Origin of the sequence: Allokutzneria sp. A3M-2-11 16 (assembly GCF_024213555.1) — a bacterium.
In the GTDB taxonomy this organism is placed as follows: domain Bacteria; phylum Actinomycetota; class Actinomycetes; order Mycobacteriales; family Pseudonocardiaceae; genus Allokutzneria.
In genome coordinates, this window is the sequence record NZ_JANAVO010000009.1 from 1 (window position 1) to 17,079 (window position 17,079).

General features: G+C 69.3%; 3 protein-coding genes. 2 read left to right on the forward strand and 1 reads right to left on the reverse strand.

What is annotated here, in order from left to right; all coding sequences use genetic code 11:
* Nucleotides 1-207: 207 nt before the first annotated feature.
* Entirely contained in the window at nucleotides 208-1,332 is a 1,125-nt protein-coding gene (locus NLX83_RS31150) for an HNH endonuclease signature motif containing protein (protein ID WP_254238801.1), read from the forward strand.
* On the opposite strand, the gene NLX83_RS31155 is transcribed toward NLX83_RS31150, so the two are convergent.
* Nucleotides 1,333-16,212, reverse strand: coding sequence for a type I polyketide synthase (locus NLX83_RS31155; protein ID WP_254238802.1), 14,880 nt, complete (start codon nucleotides 16,210-16,212; stop codon nucleotides 1,333-1,335). It lies immediately after the preceding gene.
* 128 nt (nucleotides 16,213-16,340) lie between these two features.
* Between NLX83_RS31155 and NLX83_RS31160 the strand changes: the two genes are divergently transcribed.
* A complete protein-coding gene (locus NLX83_RS31160; protein WP_254238803.1) occupies nucleotides 16,341-16,691 on the forward strand; it encodes a hypothetical protein in 351 nt (116 codons plus the stop codon).
* Nucleotides 16,692-17,079: the final 388 nt, after the last annotated feature.

The window sequence follows — 17,079 nt, forward strand, 5'->3', positions numbered from 1 at the left end:
ACCCCACCCGCGGGCATCCCGAAACGAGGCAACGAACACCCCACGCGGGCATCTTGACATGAGGCAACAGGGCCGACGGTTTCGTTGGCGGCTTTCTGTTGCTGGGGCTTGCTTTTCGCTGTTCGTCGTTAGTGAAACCATTGGCACGTCTGGGAAGTTCACTCTGTAGAGCCATGATCACCTATCCTGACCAGCTAAAATAGAGACATGCCCCCTGTCGACATCGAAGACCAAATCCTCGACTCCTACATCGGGATCGGCGCCGCGATCGCGAAATTCGACGAAATCGTGGCCGCCTTCTTCCACCAACTCAGTCCGCATGATCAGCAGTACGCGGCCGACATCCTCATGCCCCTGCTGCGCGTCACGCAGGTGAAGGGCAACCGGTTGCTGGGTCGGGCCCTTGACCTCGTCGCGCGCCCGGGTGTGCTGGAAGCCCTGGCGGATGGTCGGATTGATGAGGGCAAGGCGTTGATGATCGTCGACCAACTCAGCGTCCTCTCGGCAGTCGACGCCACCACCGCCGAACCCGCCCTGATCACCCACGCCGCCGCCAACAACCACCCCGCCACCCAACGATATGCCAAGCGCTTCATCCACAAACTCGACGCCGAGGCCGCTCTGCGCCGACACCAGGAGAAGCGCAAGCAACGGTTGGTGGAGAAGTTCGTCCTGGATGACGGCATGTGCTCACTGCGTCTGGTCATGTCCGCCGTTGACGCAGCGTTGGCCTTCGACCGCATCGACAGGATCGCCCGCGCCCTCCCGAAAGACGACCGCACCCTGGACCAGAAACGCGCCGACGTAGCGACGGACCTGTTTCTGGGCAAGGAAACCGCTACACCGCAAGGCGAGGTGCGTGTCCACATCACCATGCCCCTCACCACAGCCCTCGGCCTCACCGACGACCCCGCTGAACTCGCCGGATACGGCCCCATCCCCGCCGAACTCGCACGCACCGCCGCCGCCAACGGTGTCTGGAAATGGATCAAGACCGACCCGATGACCGGGATGGCCGAACAGATCGGCAAGACCACCTACCGCCCCACCGCACAGATGCGCGAACTGCTCCAGGCGAGGTATCCCACCTGCACGGCTATCGGCTGCAACCAGCCGTCGCACCGCTGCGACATCGACCACTGCTGTCCCTTCGACGGGACCAACACCACGATCGACAACCTCCGGCCGAAATGCCGCCACCACCACCGCATGAAGCACGAATCCAACTGGACGTGCGAGAACCTGGACGACGGACGACACATGTGGACCACGCCCAGAGGCAAGACCTACGAAACCGAGATCCAACCCATCGCCGAACCCGCACCCTTCTGATCACCCAACGCCGGAACGCCCGCCGATCCAGTCGGAGATCACGTCGGCGGTTCGCTCAGCGTGCTCGGTGACCACGGTGAAGTGGTTGCCAGGAACGGCAATCGTGGTCTGCGGGCCGGGCCAGACAGCGCGCCACGCCACACCCTCCGCGACCAGGTCGGAGACCTCGGGCATGCACTCGGTCGCCTGCGCGAACAGGACGGGAGTGGACAACTCCCCCGGCCGCCAGTTGCGGAAGATCCGCAGGTAGCCGCCCATCGCGACGAGCTGCGGGCCGTCGACCGCCATGCTGTCGAAACCGGAGATCTGCCTGCCGTACATGGCGACGCGGAACCGGCGGTCGAGCTCCTGATCGGGTGCGAAAGTGTCGATCAACACCACGCCGAGCGCGGGGCGGCCGATGCGTTCGAGGTGTTCGGCGACCGCGTGCGCTGTCCAACCGCCCGATGAATGCGCGATCAGGAGCAGCCGGGCATCGCCGAACTGACGCTGTAGAGCGGACGCGTGATGCTCGGCGAGAGCAGACACGGTGGCAGGCAAGGGTTCTCCCGCGCGGTAGCCGGGCGAATTCAACGCCCACACCTCATGTCGGCCGCGGAAGGCCGAGGCGAACCCGGCGAACTGCTGCGTGCCCACCGGCGGCACGAGGGACGGGACGCAGACGAGCTTGAGCGCGGTCGGGCCGGCGGCGAGGCGAACCGGCGGCGAAGCCAGGAACGTGGTGAAGCGTGGGGCGAACTGCGACATCCCCTCCAGCAACTCCACATACTCATCGACGCGCCCGAGTTCGTGGGAGCGCCGGTACTGCGTCCGAATCGGATCTTCTTCAGACTCAGGGCGCTCAATGTGCTCGGCGAGCGCGGCGGGCGTAGGGTGGTCGAACACCATGGTGGCCGGGAGTTTCACACCCGTGGCACGGCTGAGCCGGTTGCGCAGCTCCACCCCCGTCATCGAGTCGAACCCGAGCTCGGCCAGCGGAGCCGCCGGGTCCACGGGGCCCCGATAACCGAGCACGTCCGCGATGTGGGTCTGCACCAACTCCAACGTGGTCGTGGGGTCTGGCTCACGCCGAACAGCGCCGAGCTTGGCCGCTACGACGAACGGGCGAGTTCCGGCGCACGCGGCGTCGAACAGCTCCAATGCTTCCACAGTGGACAGAGCGATGATGCCGTTGCGCGCCAACCGTGATCGCTCGACCTCGCCGAGGCGATCGGTCATTCCGCCTTCGCCGTCCCACATTCCCCACGCCACGGAGGTCGCCGCGAGTCCGGTCGCATGCCGGTGCTGGGCGAGGGCGTCCAGGTAGGTGTTGGCAGCGGCATAAGCGGCCTGACCCGCGCTGCCCGCGACTCCGGCGAAAGACGAGAACAGCACGAATGCCGACAGGTCGCGATCCCGCGTCAGCTCATGCAGATTGCGGGCACCGTCGACCTTCGGCGCGAGCACGGCGGCGAGGCGGTCGGGTGTGATCATCTCCAGGGCACCGTCATCCACGACACCCGCCGCGTGGACGACAGCGGTGAGGTCCGGAATCGCCTCCAGCACTGCGGACAGCGCCGCGCGATCAGCGACGTCACAAGCCACAGTGGACACACGAGTGCTCCCGAGATCAAGAGCCTCCGGTTCGGCCCGGCCGAGCAACACCACGTGGCGCACACCGTGGGCTTCGGCGAGGTGGCGGGCCACTGTGCGGCCGAGCTCGCCACCGCCTCCAGTGATCAGGACGGTGCTCTCCGCCTCCCACTTCGCCTCACCCTCGGGAGCTGCCCGGACCAGGCGCGGAGCCAGCAAGCGACCCGCTCTCAGCGCGACTTCCGGCTCAGTGGCCGTGAACGCGTGCGCCGGGATCTCGTCCGGCGCGCAATCGATGTCCAGCAAAGCGAACCGGCCGGGGTGCTCAGCCATCGCCGAGCGCACCAAGCCCCGCACCGGCGCTGCCTCCAGGTTCGCGCCCTCGATGAGCACGACGAGTCGCGAGCCAGACCACGATCGGAGCAGATCGAGCGCCTCGTAGACATCGCGGACCAAGCGCGTCTCCGGCAGTGCGCCTCCGCAGCCGTTAGGGACTTCCACCCAGTCCACTTGATACAGCGAGTCGGAACGCGGCCCAAGGGGGCGTAGCACCAGTCCATCCACAGTGGACACGGGGCGATTCGACATGTCGGTGAGCAACATCGAGACTGCACCGTCCGCAAAGGACAACCGCACCCGAGCTTCGGAGACTCCCTCCGCGTACAAGGACGCCCCACGCCACACGAACGGCAGACCAGCGACGTCAGAGGCGCCTTCGGCCAAGCTCATCGCATGCAGCGCCGCATCGGCCAGGGCGGGGTGCAACCGGTGGCCAGAGGGCGCGACAGAGACCTCAGCGAAGACCTCCGGCCCGCGTCGCCACACTGTCCGGAGGCCGCGGAACGTTGGACCGTAATGGAATCCCGCGTCAGCCAGCCGATCGTAGAAGCCGTCGAGCGACACCGGCTCAGCGCCCTCCGGCGGCCAGGTCGTCCACTCGACGGGCGGGGGTCCCGACATGGGCTCCAGGCGAGCGGTCGCATGCCGGACCCACCCCTGCTCACCGCGCGCCTCGACGACCAGTGAGTGCTCCGACGCCTCCACCCGCAGCTCCACCTCGCCGCTCTCCGGCAGCACGAGCGGGGATTCGAGGGTCATCTCCGCCACCCGAATGCCCTTGCCAGCCTGGAAAGCCAAGTCGAGGAAGCCAGTGGCGGGGAACAACAAACGGTCGCCGACACGGTGATCGGCAAGCCACGGATCGTGCTCGGGCGAGAGCGTCACCGACAACGAGGACCCGGGCCAGTACCGCTCGTGCTGGAAAGCGTAGGTCGGCAACGACGCCAGCCGCGCGCCCGGGAACAACGCGTCGAGCGAGATCGGGACCCCGTTCACGAAAAGCTCGGCCATGGCTCGGGCGAAGGTCACGTCCTCGGGCTGGTCCCGGCGCAGCACGGGGAGAAGCACGCCGTCCACGTCCGTCGAGCTGAGCACGTCGTCCGGCCCGAGCTCCAGGAAGACCGTCGCACCCTGGGCAACGAGCCGGGTCATCCCGTCGTGGAACCGCACCGTTCTCCGGACCTGGCGCACCCAGTACTCCGGACTGGCGATCTCTCCATCCACAGTGGACACGATGGGGGTGGACGGCTCGCGGTAGGTCAGGCCCGACACGACGGCGCAGAAGTCGGCCAGCATCGGCTCCATCAGCTCGGAGTGGAACGCATGACTGACGTTGAGCCGTTTCGTCCTGCGCCCACGGGCACTCCACAGACGCTCCTGCGAGGCAATCACATCGGCAGTACCGGAGAGCACGACCGACGTCGGGCCGTTGACCGCCGCGATCGCGACGCCCTCGACCTCGGATTCGCTGGCCCGCACGGCGAGCATGGCTCCCCCGACGGGAAGCCGCTGCATCAACCGGCCGCGCGCGGCGATCAGCTCGCACGCGTCGGCCAGCGAGAGCACACCGCCGACGTGCGCTGCCGCGACCTCGCCGACCGAGTGGCCGATCAGCTGACTCGGCCGCACGCCAAGGCTTTCGACGAGCCGGAACAGCGCGACTTCCACCGCGAAGATCGCGGGCTGCGCATAGCCGGTTTCGTTGATCACCGGGTCGTGCAGGACATCGTGCAGCGGACGATCAAGGTGCCGGTCGAGGTGCGCGGCAACCGCGTCGAACGCCTCCGCGAACCGCGGATACGCCTCGTACAGCCCCTGTCCCATCCCGATTCGCTGACTGCCCTGGCCGGAGAACATGATCGCCAGGCCGGGTTCCCCGCGGGCCACTCCGGCGAGCACGTCGGCGCCCACGACCGCGGCCCGGTGCGGCATGCTCGCCCGCCTGCTCAAGGCAAGTCCGACGTCAGCGGGGTCCAGCCCGTCAGCCGCCGCGGTGATGCGCTCGATCTGCTGCCGGAGCGCGGTTTCGGTGCGGGCCGAGAACACCCAGGGAAGTGCGCGGGGCGGAGGCGTCGCGGGAGGCCGAGGCACGGACGGAGCCTGTTCGACGATCACATGCGCGTTCGTCCCGCTCACCCCGAACGAGGAGACCCCGGCCCGTCTCGGCCCCGGCCACGGCCTGGACTCGGTCAGCAGCCGCACATCTCCGACCGACCAGTCCACAGTGGACGCAGGATCGGTGACGTGCAGGGTGGCGGGCAGCGTGCCGTTGCGGATCGCCAGCACCGCCTTGATCACCCCGGCCAGGCCGGACACCGCCTGGGTGTGGCCAAGGACCGACTTCACCGATCCGAGCCACAACGGTCGCCCTCGATCGCGGCCGTAGGTCGCCAGAAGCGCTTGCGCCTCGATGGGATCACCAAGGCGCGTGCCGGTCCCGTGCGCCTCCACGTGGTCCACTTCGGACGGACGAAGCCCGGCATCGGCCAGCGCAGCCATGATCACCCGCTGCTGCGAGGGCCCGTTGGGCGAGGTCAAACCATTCGAAGCGCCATCGGAGTTCATCGCGGAACCCCTGAGCACAGCCAAGATCTCGTGCCCGTTGCGCTCCGCGTCGGACAGGCGCTCCACGAGGAGCACGGCCACGCCCTCGGCGAAGTTCGTCCCGTCCGCCGAGTCGGAGAACGCCTTGCACCGGCCGTCCGCCGCGAGCCCGCCCTGCCTGTCGAACTCCTCGAACACCGTGGGCGTCAGCAACACGGCCACTCCGGCGGCCAGCGCCAAGGAGCATTCCCCGTTGCGCAGAGCCTTGATCGCGAGGTGCAGCGCCACCAACGACGAGGAGCACGCCGTGTCGACCGTGAGCGCCGGTCCCTCCAAACCGAACTGGTAGGCGATCCGACCGGACATCACGCTGCCGACGTCGGCGGTGGTCAAGTATCCTTTGGCCGCCTCCGTCACCAAGCCCGCGTAACCCTGGGAGGCCCCGCCGACGAACACGCCGGTTCGGCTTCCCTTCAACGAGTTCGGGTCGATGCCCGCTCGCTCGACGCACTCCCACGCGGTCTCCAACAGCAGGCGTTGCTGCGGGTCCATCGCCAGGGCCTCGCGCGGCGAGATCCCGAAGAACGCCGCGTCGAACCCCGCCACGTCATCGAGGAAGCCACCGACTCGGGGTGTGCTCGTGGAGCTGAGATCCCAACCGCGATCGGCCGGGAAACCCGTCATCGCGTCGGTCTCCCTGGACAGCAACTCCCACAGGTCTTCCGGCCCGCGAACGCCTCCGGGCAGGCGGCAGCTCATCGCCACGATCGCGATGGGCTCGGTGGTCGCGGACAGCACTGGCTCCGGCGCGGGCACCGAGCCGACGAGGTGATCGGCGAGCGCGGCCGGAGACGGGTGGTCGAACACCACGGTGACGGGCAACCGGGTGCCGAGCGCCGTGCTCAGCCGGTCGCGGAGATCGACGGCGGTTACGGAGTCGAACCCGACTTCGCGGAACGCCCTGCCGGGCGGGATCTCCTCACTCGAAGCCAGCCCGAGCACAGTGGCCGCATTGGCACGGACCAGCTCCAGGAGTTCGCTACGGGAGCGAGCGACCGGCTCCGCGGAGGGCTCCACATCGGTGAACTCTTCGAGGAAGGGTCGGTGCCTACCAGCCGAATAGCTGGGGACGAAGCGCTTCCAGTCCATGTCGGCCACGGACACCGTGACGTCGTCGTGCTCAACGGCCTGGCGCAGCGCGGTCAGCGCGAGGGAGGCGGGCATGGCGCGCATGCCGATCCGGCCCAGGTACCGCTTCGCCTGCTCGCCTGCCGCCATGCCTCCGCCAGCCCAGGCGCCCCACGCCACCGATGTCGCGGTCAGCCCGCGGGCTCGCCGGTTCTCCGCGAGCGCGTCGAGGTGGGCATTCGCCGCCGCGTAGGCAGCCTGGCCGGTACCACCCCAGACACCCGAGTTGGAGGAGAACAACACGAACGCGTCCAGCTCGCCCACCAACGAGTCGAGGTGCTTCGCCCCCAAGACTTTCGCCGCCAGCTGGCGCTCGAGGGCAGCACTGTCCATTTCGGGCAGAAGAGTCGGCTCGATGACACCAGCGGCGTGGATCACCGTGGTCAGGTCCGGGATCGCCGCCAGCACCGCCGCGAGCGCATCCCGATCCGTGACGTCGCACCGCACCGCGGTGACGCCGTCGCGAGACAGCTCAGGAGAAGCGGAGCGGCTGAGCACCACGACCCGCGAAGCGCCCTCGCGAAGGGCCCATTCGGTGATCATCTGCCCGATCGCCCCGGTGCCACCGGTGATCAGCGTCGTACCGCGGAGCGTCCACGACCGCTTGGCTTTTCCGAGCGGGGCGCGCGCGAGCCGCCGGGCGTAGGTGGCGCTCGACCGCACCGCCACCTGGTCCTCAGCACCGGCAAGGGCCGCGAGCAGCCTGGCTCGGGCGCGCTCCCCCGTGTCTGCGGGCAGGTCGATCAGGCCGCCGTAGACCTCAACGCGTTCCAGGCCGAACACCCGGCCCAGCCCCCACAACTGCGCCTGCGTCGGCCGAACGTCCTGATCCGAGCGCCCGACCGAAACCGCACCGCAAGTGGCGATCCACAGCGGCGCGGTGACCACCGAGATCAGCTCGAGCGTCGAGGCGAGCCCCGTGTCTTCGTCCAACGCCAGCAACGACAGCACTCCGCTGTAGTCGCTCATCGCGCTGACCTCGGCGAGTGACACGACGACCGCCTGCTCGCCCAGCGCCTGCGCAGCGGCGTCGATCCACGGGTGGTTCACATCAGGAGCAACGACGAGCCATCGTCCAGAAGGTCGATCCTGCTTGCTCACCAACGGCTTCCACCGCACGCGATAGCGCCACGAGTCCACAACGGACTGTTCCTGGTGGATCACGCCCGAAGGCCGATAGCGGACGTGCTCGAACGGATACGGCGGCAGCTCGACCACGCGCGCGCCAGTGAACTCCGCGGACCAGTCGACGGCGACCCCGCTGACGAACGCTTCGGCGAGCGCCTTCGGGAATCGCGCGCCGTCATCGCGGCGCAGGGTGCTCAAAGTGACCGCGTCCGGCGCCACGACCTGCACGGATGACGTCAGCATCGGATGCGGTGAGGACTCGATGAAGACGTCGTGGCCGTCTCGGGCAAGCGAAGCGATGGCGTCGGCGAAGAGCACGGGCTGACGAAGATTGCGGTACCAGTACTCCGCGTCGAGCCGCGCTCCGTCGAGCACGTCACCGGTGACCGTGGAGTAGAACGGTAGTTCTCCCGCTGAATGCCGCAGATTCGCCAGCCCGGCAAGGAGTTCTTCGCGGACGCGCTCGGTCTGCCGCGAATGCCCGGCGACGTGCACGCCGGGAACGCGCTTGGCCCGGATGCCTTCGGCCTCGCACTCAGCGACCAGTCCGTCCACAGTGGATGGTTCACCGGAGACCGTGACCGAAGCGGGGTCGTTGATGGCGGCGATGTCGAGACGGCCTCCGATCCGGGCTTCGACTTCCGCGCGCGGCAAGCTAATCACCGCCATCGCACCGTGGCCGCTCAACCTCCGGTAGAGGCGCGAACGCAGCGCGACAAGACGAGCGGCCTCCGTGAGTGGCAGCACACCGGCCACACACGCCGCCGCGATCTCCCCCTGGCTGTGCCCCACCACGGCATCCGGACGGACTCCGTGGTCCCGCCAGAGCGCCGCGAGGCTGACCATGATTGAGAACAGCACCGGTTGGACGACGTCGACCCGATTGAGCTCGGCCCCGTCGTGCAGCACATCCAACAGCGACCACTCGACGTGCGGGCGCAGCGCCGCGTCGCACTCGGCGAGCAGGGAAGCGAAACGCGGCGAGCGCTCCAGCAACTCCTTGGCCATGCCGGGGAACTGACCCCCCTGGCCGGGAAAAACGAAGACGATCTTGCCCGTAGCCGACGCGGCACCGCGCACCAACGCGGGATGCTCGCCCCCCTCGGCGAGCGCGTCGAGGGCGGAGCGCTCGAACACCACGGCCCGCTGCTCGAAGGCCCGCCGCCGCGTCAGCGTCAGACCGACGTCGGCACTCCGCAATCCATCCACAGTAGACAGACGGCTCGCCATTGCCCGCAATGCTTTCGGCGTGCGCGCACTCAGCGGCCACGGCACGTCCTCGGCCGCCGTCGCCGGGGCCGGAGGAGACGGCGCCTGCTCGATGATCACGTGCGCATTGGTCCCGCTGACGCCGAACGACGACACACCCGCCCGCTTCGGCCGTCCGCGCTCGGGCCACTCCCGGGTCTCGGTCAGCAGGGCAACCGCGCCGGAGGACCAGTCGACCTGCGACGTCGGCTCGGTGACGTGCAAGGTGCTCGGCAGCTCGCCGTGCCGCAACGCGAGCACCGTCTTGATCACTCCGGCGATCCCGGCGGCGGCCTGGGTGTGACCGATGTTCGACTTCACCGAACCCAGCAGCACCGGCTGATCGCGGTCCTGGCCGTAGGTCGCGAGGATCGCCTGAGCCTCGATCGGGTCGCCCAGCGCGGTCCCGGTGCCGTGCGCTTCGACAACGTCCACATCGGACGGAGAGAGGCCGGCAGCCGACAGCGCCGCGCGAATGACTCGTTGCTGTGAAGGGCCGTTCGGCGCGGTGAGACCGTTGGAAGCGCCGTCCGAGTTCATCGCAGAGCCGCGCACCACGGCAAGCACGTCGTGTCCCAGCCTGCGCGCGTCGGACAGGCGCTCGATGACGACGACCCCGGCTCCTTCGGCGAAGCCGGTCCCATCGGCCCCGGAGGCGAACGCCTTGCAACGGCCGTCCGACGCGACTCCGCCCTGCCTGCCGAACTCGGTGAACACCGCCGGGTCCGACATGATCGTCACACCACCGGCCAAAGCCATCGAGCACTCACCGTCGCGCACTGACCGCGCGGCGAGGTGCAGGGCCACCAGCGAAGACGAGCAGGCCGTGTCGAGCGTGACGGCGGGACCTTCCAGCCCCATCGCGTAGGCGACCCGGCCGGAGATCACGCTGACCGTGCTCCCGGTGGCGATGAGCCCTTCCAGGTCCGCACTGTCCGAACTGGACATCAGCAGGCGCGTGTAGTCCTGGCCGCTCGTGCCCACGAAGACGCCCGTGCGTGATCCGCGCAGCGCGGCCACGTCGATCCCCGCTCGCTCCACCGCCTCCCAGCACAACTCCAGGAACACGCGCTGCTGAGGGTCCATCGCCAGCGCCTCGCGCGGCGAGATCCCGAAGAACGCGGCGTCGAAATCGTAAGCGCCATCGAGGAATCCGCCCGTCGCCGAGATCGCCCAGCCCCGGTCCGCGGGTGGCTCGGTGATCGCGTCGCCGCCGGAGCGCAGCAGGTCCCAGAACTCCCCCGGCGAGCTGACACCACCGGGGAAACGGCAGCTCATTCCGACGATCACGATCGGATCGCCGCTCTCCTCCGGGGTCACGACCTGCGGCGTCACCGTCTCCTGAGCCAGGTGCGCGGCCAGGGCGGCGGGCGTCGGGTAGTCGAACACCAGCGTCGCGGGCAGCCGCACTCCGGTCGCCGCGCTCAGCCGGTTGCGCAGCTCGACGGCGGTCAACGAGTCGAACCCGGCGTCGCTGAATGCCTGATCGACACCGATCGACGAGGGCGACGCGTGCCCGAGCACCGCGGCGGCGTGCGCGCGCACCAGGCTGAGCGGATCGTCAGACTGCTTGCGCACCAAGGCTTGTCGTGCACGCCGACGCATCGGCACGAGCATTGCCGCGCCCGTGGTCAGTGCGGCGTCGAACAGCTCAAGACCTTGCTGGACCGTCAACGGCTGGATGTCCGAGCCGCTGACACCGCTGCCCATGCCGGTTTCCCAGAGGCCCCAGGCGAGCGAAATCGCGGGGAGCCCGAGGGTCTGCCGGTGCCGGGCAAGGGCGTCCAGGGCGGCGTTCGCGGCAGCGTAGTTGGCCTGTCCCGCTCCCCCGACGATCCCGGCCGCCGAGGAGAACAGGACGAACTCGGCGAGCCCGTCCGTCAGTTCGTGGAGGTGCCACGCGGCGTCGACCTTGGCACGTAGGACTTCCGAGAGCCGCGACGGCGTCAACGAGGTCACCACACCGTCGTCGAGCACGCCTGCGGTGTGAATCACCGTGGTGAGGTCCGGAATCTCGGCCAGTACCGCGGCGACCGCGTCCCGATCACTGACGTCGCACGCGACCACGCGTACCGAGGCACCGCCGATTTCCGGCGCTGTGCCACCGCTGCGGCTGAGCAGGACCAGTTTCCGCCTACCCTGCCGCTCCACAAGATGCCGGGCGACGAGCGTGCCCAAGGCGCCCGTCCCGCCGGTGATCAAGACCGTGCCATCGGGGTCGACGGGCGCGGGCAGGGTAAGCACGATCTTGCCGATGTGCTTGGCGTCGCGCATGAATCGCAGTGCGTCGGCGGCTCGTCGCATGTCCCACGTGGTGATCGGCGACAGCACCAGCTCACCGCGCTCGAACAGCTCGACGAGCTCCCGAAGCATCTCCCCGATGCGCGCGGGCCCCGCCGTCTCGAACAGATCGAACGGGAAGTAGCCGTCCGCCGGGGCTCGCAGGTCGGTCTTGCCCATCTCGACGAACCGCCCACCGGGGCGCAGCAACGAGAGCGAGGCGTCGACGAACTCACCGGCCAGCGCGCTCAGCACCACGTCGACCTGGGGAAACCGCTCTGCGAAGCCAAGATCGCGCGATGAGGCCAGCTGCGATGCGGGCAGGTCGACGACGTCCCACTTCGCCGGGCTCGCCGTGCCGTACACGGTGCAGCCGAGGTGGCGCGCGAGCTGCACCGCCGCCATCCCCACTCCACCAGCGGCGGCGTGCACGAGCACAGCCTCACCGGGCCGCACACTGGCGAGGTCGACAAGGCCGTAGTACGCGGTGAGGAACGCCAACGGCATCGACGCGGCCTGCGTGAAGTCCCACCCGCGCGGAATCTTCACGAGCATGCGGTGATCAGCCACAGCGGCAGGGCCGAACGACGCGGGCACGATCCCCATCACCCGGTCCCCCACCGCGAACCCGGTGACACCAGGGCCGAGCTCCACGATGGTTCCCGCCGCCTCGCTGCCGAGAACGGACTCACCGGGGTAGGCGCCCAGGGCCGTGAGCACGTCGCGGAAGTTGAGCCCCGCCGCACGGACCTCGATCCGCACCTCACCCGGCGCCAGCGACTTCGGCGCCACGTCCACAAAGGACACATCGTCCAGGGTGCCGCGCTCGGTGACGTCGACGCGCCATGCCGACCCGATCGGTCCCGAGTAGGCGGCGAGACGCGGGCGGTAGGCGACTCCGTCGCGGATGGCGATCTCGTCCTCGCCGAGTGCGGCGGCGCGGAGCACCACGTCGTCCGGCGCCTCGGTGTCCACCAGGACGAACCGGCCGGGGTGCTCGGCCTGCGCCGACCGCACCAGGCCCCACACGGCCGCCTGCGCCACGTCGGTTCCGGTCCCGCCGGGCGTCACGATCACGGTCCGCGCGCGATCTTCGGCCAGCGCGGTTTGGACTTCCACCAACGCTTCCTGAACGTCGGCCGGACGCAGGATCGATGCCTCCGCTCCCGAAGCGGGCAGGTCGACGCGGTCCCACTGGAGTTCGTACAGGCAACCCGCGACCTGCGTGCGCGAGCGGAATGTCAACTCCCCCACGGTGATCACCGGCTGACCAGCGAAGTCTGTCGCGTCGAGCGCGATCCCCGAGGCAGTCGGCGTGATCCGCACTCGCAGCTGTGTCGCGCCGCGGGCGTGCACGGTGACGTCACGCCACGAGAACGGCAACCGCGCAGGCGCGGCAGACAGCGTCACCAAGCCCTTGGCGTGCAAGGCTCCGTCCAGCAAGGCCGGATGCAGGTGGTAGCCGTGGACATCCGCGGCCTCGGGCAGCTCGACCTCGACGAAGATCTCCTCGCCCCGCACCCAGACCCGCCGCAGTCCTCGGAAGAGCGGGCCGTAGTCGAACCCGTGCTCAGCGAACTTCTCGTACACCTCTTCCGCCGCAACGCTTTCCACATTGGCGGGAGGCCACTTCTCGATCACCGCCGACACGGCAGGCGAGGAGGCGAGGAGTCCGCTCGCGTGGTCTCCGATCGTGAAGGTGCCCTCGTCGTCCACGGTGATCCGGATCGGAACCGATCCAGAACCGGGCAGCACCAAGGGCTTCTGGATGATCAGCTCGGCAACCCGGTCGCGTCCGACGTGCCGCCCGGCCTCTACGGCCAGTTCCAGGAAAGCGGTTCCGGGCAGGATGATCGTGCCGTCAACGGCGTGCTGCCCCAGCCACGGACGCGTGGCGACCGACAGGCTGCCGGTGAGCACCACTCCGCCGTCGTTGGCGATGGCGGCGCCGAGCAAAGGGTGATCGACCGGGTCGAGCCCGAGCGCCGAGGCGTCAGCGGTATCGTGGCCTGGGTCGAGCCAGTACCTGCTCCGCTGGAAGGGGTAGGTCGGCAGGTCGACCCGCCTCGCCCCGCTGCCAGCGAAGAACGCCGCCCAGTCCACTGTGGACCCGTGCGCGTGCAGCTTGCCGAGCGCCCGCACCACGGACAGCTCTTCGGAGCGCCCCATCGCCAGGTACGCGTCGACCAACGTGCCCACCGCTCCGGGCCCCAGCTGGACGAACGCCGTCGCGCCCAACTCCCGCAATGTCCTTGTGCCGTCGGCGAACCGAACGCACTCGCGCGCATGCCGGACCCAGTAGTCCGGCGAGGCGATCTCGGCGCCGAGCACGTCACCGGACACATTGGACACAAGGGGAATGCGCGGCTCGGCGAAGGTCAGCCCCGCGACCACCTCCCGCAACTCGTCGAGCATCGGGTCCATGCGCGCGGAGTGGAAGGCGTGGCTCACCCGCAGACGCTTCGCGCGAGGCCACCGCGCGCCGATCTCCGCCACGGCTTCGGTTTCCCCGGAGATCACCACCGCCCGGTCGCCGTTGACCGCCGCGAGGAACACGCCCGGTCGCAGCGTCGGCAGGACCTCCGCCTCCGATGCGGGAACGAACACCATCGCCCCACCCTCGGGCAGCCGCTGCATCAACCGGCCACGCGCGGCCACGAAGGTGCACGCGTCGGCGAGCGAGAGCACCCCGGCCACATGTGCGGCGGTGATCTCTCCGAGTGAGTGCCCGATCAGGAAATCCGGCCGTACACCAAGGGATTCGACCAGCCGGAACAATGCGACCCCGACCGCGAACAGAGCTGGCTGCGCGTACTCGGTGCGGTTGAGCGCGTCGTCGCCCCACATCACTTCCAGGAGCGGCCGATCGAGGTGCCTGTCCAGCTCGGCGCACACCTGCGTCAGGGCAACCTCGAAGACTGGGAAGCGCTTCGCCAGCTCGCGCCCCATCCCGACGCGCTGTGCTCCCTGGCCGGGGAAGATCACCGCGATCTTCGGCGTGCGAACCGCCTCGGCGATCTCCAGGGTTTCATCGCCCAGGACCACCGCGCGGTAGGCGAAGGAGGTGCGAGCGGTCGCGAGGGTGTACCCGACGTCGATGGGATGCGCGGAGACTGTCGACAGGCGCTCGGCCTGCGCTCGCACCGCCTCCGGGGTCGTTCCCGACACCAGCAACGGCACCACGCGGTCGTCGAGCACGCGCTCCTCGACGGGCGGAGCGGTCGCCTCTTCGAGGATGACGTGCGCGTTGGTGCCGCTGAAGCCGAAAGCCGATACCGCCGCGCGCCGCGGCCGCTCCCCCGCGGGCCAGGGCCGCGCGTCGGTCAGCAGCCGCACGTTCCCGGCCGACCAGTCCACATGGGACGAAGGCACGTCGGCGTGCAGCGTCTTCGGCATGATCTCGTTGCGCAGCGCCATGATCGCCTTGATCACGCCGCCGATCCCCGCCGCGCCCTGGGTGTGACCGATGTTGGACTTCAGCGTGCCCAGCCACAACGGCCGATCGCGATCCTGGCCATAGGTCGCCAGCAGTGCCTGCGCCTCGACCGGGTCGCCGAGCGCGGTCCCGGTGCCGTGCCCCTCCACCATGTCCACATCGGACGGTTCCAGCGAGGCGTCCGCGAGGGCGTCGGTGATCACGCGCTGCTGAGCGGGCCCGTTCGGCGCCGTGAGCCCGCTGGTGGCCCCGTCGGAGTTCACCGCAGAGCCCCGGAGCACCGCGAGCACGGGATGCCCGAGGCGCTCGGCCTCGGACAACCGCTCCACGAGCAGCATGCCGACGCCCTCGCCCCACGCGGTGCCGTCCGCCTGGTCGGAGTACGCCTTGCACCGGCCGTCCGGGGCCAGCCCGCGCTGGCGGGCGAAGTCGACGAAGGCCACCGGCGAGGACATCAGCATCGCCCCGCCGACCAGCGCCATCTCGCACTCCCCGCGCCGCAGCGCCTGGGCCGCGAGGTGCAGCGCCACCAGCGACGACGAACACGCGGTGTCCACCGTGATCGCGGGCCCGCACAGCCCCAGCGCGTAGGCGATGCGGCCGGAGGCGATGCTTCCGGAGCTGCCCGCGCCGAGGTAGCCCTGGACGTCCTCCGGCTCCTGCCGCAGCCGCGACCGGTAGTCCTGGTACATCACCCCGGCGAACACCCCGGTCCGGGTGCCGCGCAGCGTGGCCGGGTCGATCCCCGCGCGCTCGATCGCCTCCCACGCCGTCTCCAGCAGCAGCCGCTGCTGCGGGTCCATGGCCAGGGCCTCGCGCGGGGAGATCCCGAAGAACGCCGCGTCGAACTCCGCGACGCCGTCGACGAAACCACCTTCGGCGACGTAGGTCGTCCCGGGGCGACCGGCGTCCGGGTGGATCAGCCGGTCCAGGTCCCAGCCGCGGTCGTCGGGGAACCCGGAGATCGCGTCCCGGCCCTCGGCCACCAGCCGCCACAGCTGCTCCGGTGAGCTCGCCCCGCCGGGATAGCGGCAGCTCATCGCCACGATGGCGATCGGCTCCCTGGTCCGCCGCAGCTCCTGGCGGGCGCGGTGCAGGTCCACCGTCACGCGGCGCAGGTAGTCCCGCAGCTTCTTCTCACTCACCGAGCACGCCTCCCTGGGACGTGGTCGAGCAGCCAGCCGCGGTGGCGGGCCCCCGGCCCGCGCGCACAGCATAAGCGTCGCGCACGCGCCTGGGGTAACACTTGTGTGACCGCGGCTAGGCTGATCGAGTGCCCCTCGTGGAAGTCACTCATGCTCCCAGCGTCCCCGAGCGCACGCTCCGTGATCTCGGGTCCGTGCTGCCGCACCTGGTGTCGGTGGCCGTGGAGTGCCCGGAGGAGCCGTACGACGGTGATCTCCAGCCCGGCGACGTGGAGATCCGCTTCCGCGCGCACGGCCCCTTCGACCGCTGCGGCCTGCCCGTGGTGATCGAGGTCCGCTCGAAGTGGTTCGCGAGCCGCGCCGCCGACCGCCAGGACCGCGTCGACGGACTGCACGAGGCCATCGCCACCGCGACCGGGCTCAGCGACTTCGGCGTCTACCTGTCACTCCCCGTCGCCGCATGGGCCCAGGACCACTAGCCCCCGTCCTGCAAGCCCTCGGGTACGCCGGTCTTCAAGTACCCCCAACCCCCGCCCCAACAGTCTTCAACGACGACAAACCCCCAGGCGGTGTTCGGGGTTGGTGGTGGTTAACGATGATCGAGCGGGGGGGTTGGGGGTACTTGAAGACACCCCAACCCCGGGCGGCACCGTCACCAGAACCTCAGCTCAACCACTTACAGGACACGCGGTAGCCCCCACCCCTCATCCCGCGCTGAGGCCGCCAAGATCTCCCGTTTCGTACTCTTGCCGGGTTTTGGGAGCGCTCTCTTCCCCGCTATGAGTACGAAACGGGAGATCTCTAGGTTGAGGCCGCCTCGCGTTGGGTCTGGGGGCGGTTGGGATGCATGGGTTCAGTTTACGTGAT

Bases quoted from the DNA above. Each gene is read 5' to 3' on its own strand.
- NLX83_RS31150 (WP_254238801.1), top strand. From the start codon at position 208: ATGCCCCCTGTCGACATCGAAGACCAAATCCTCGACTCCTACATCGGG.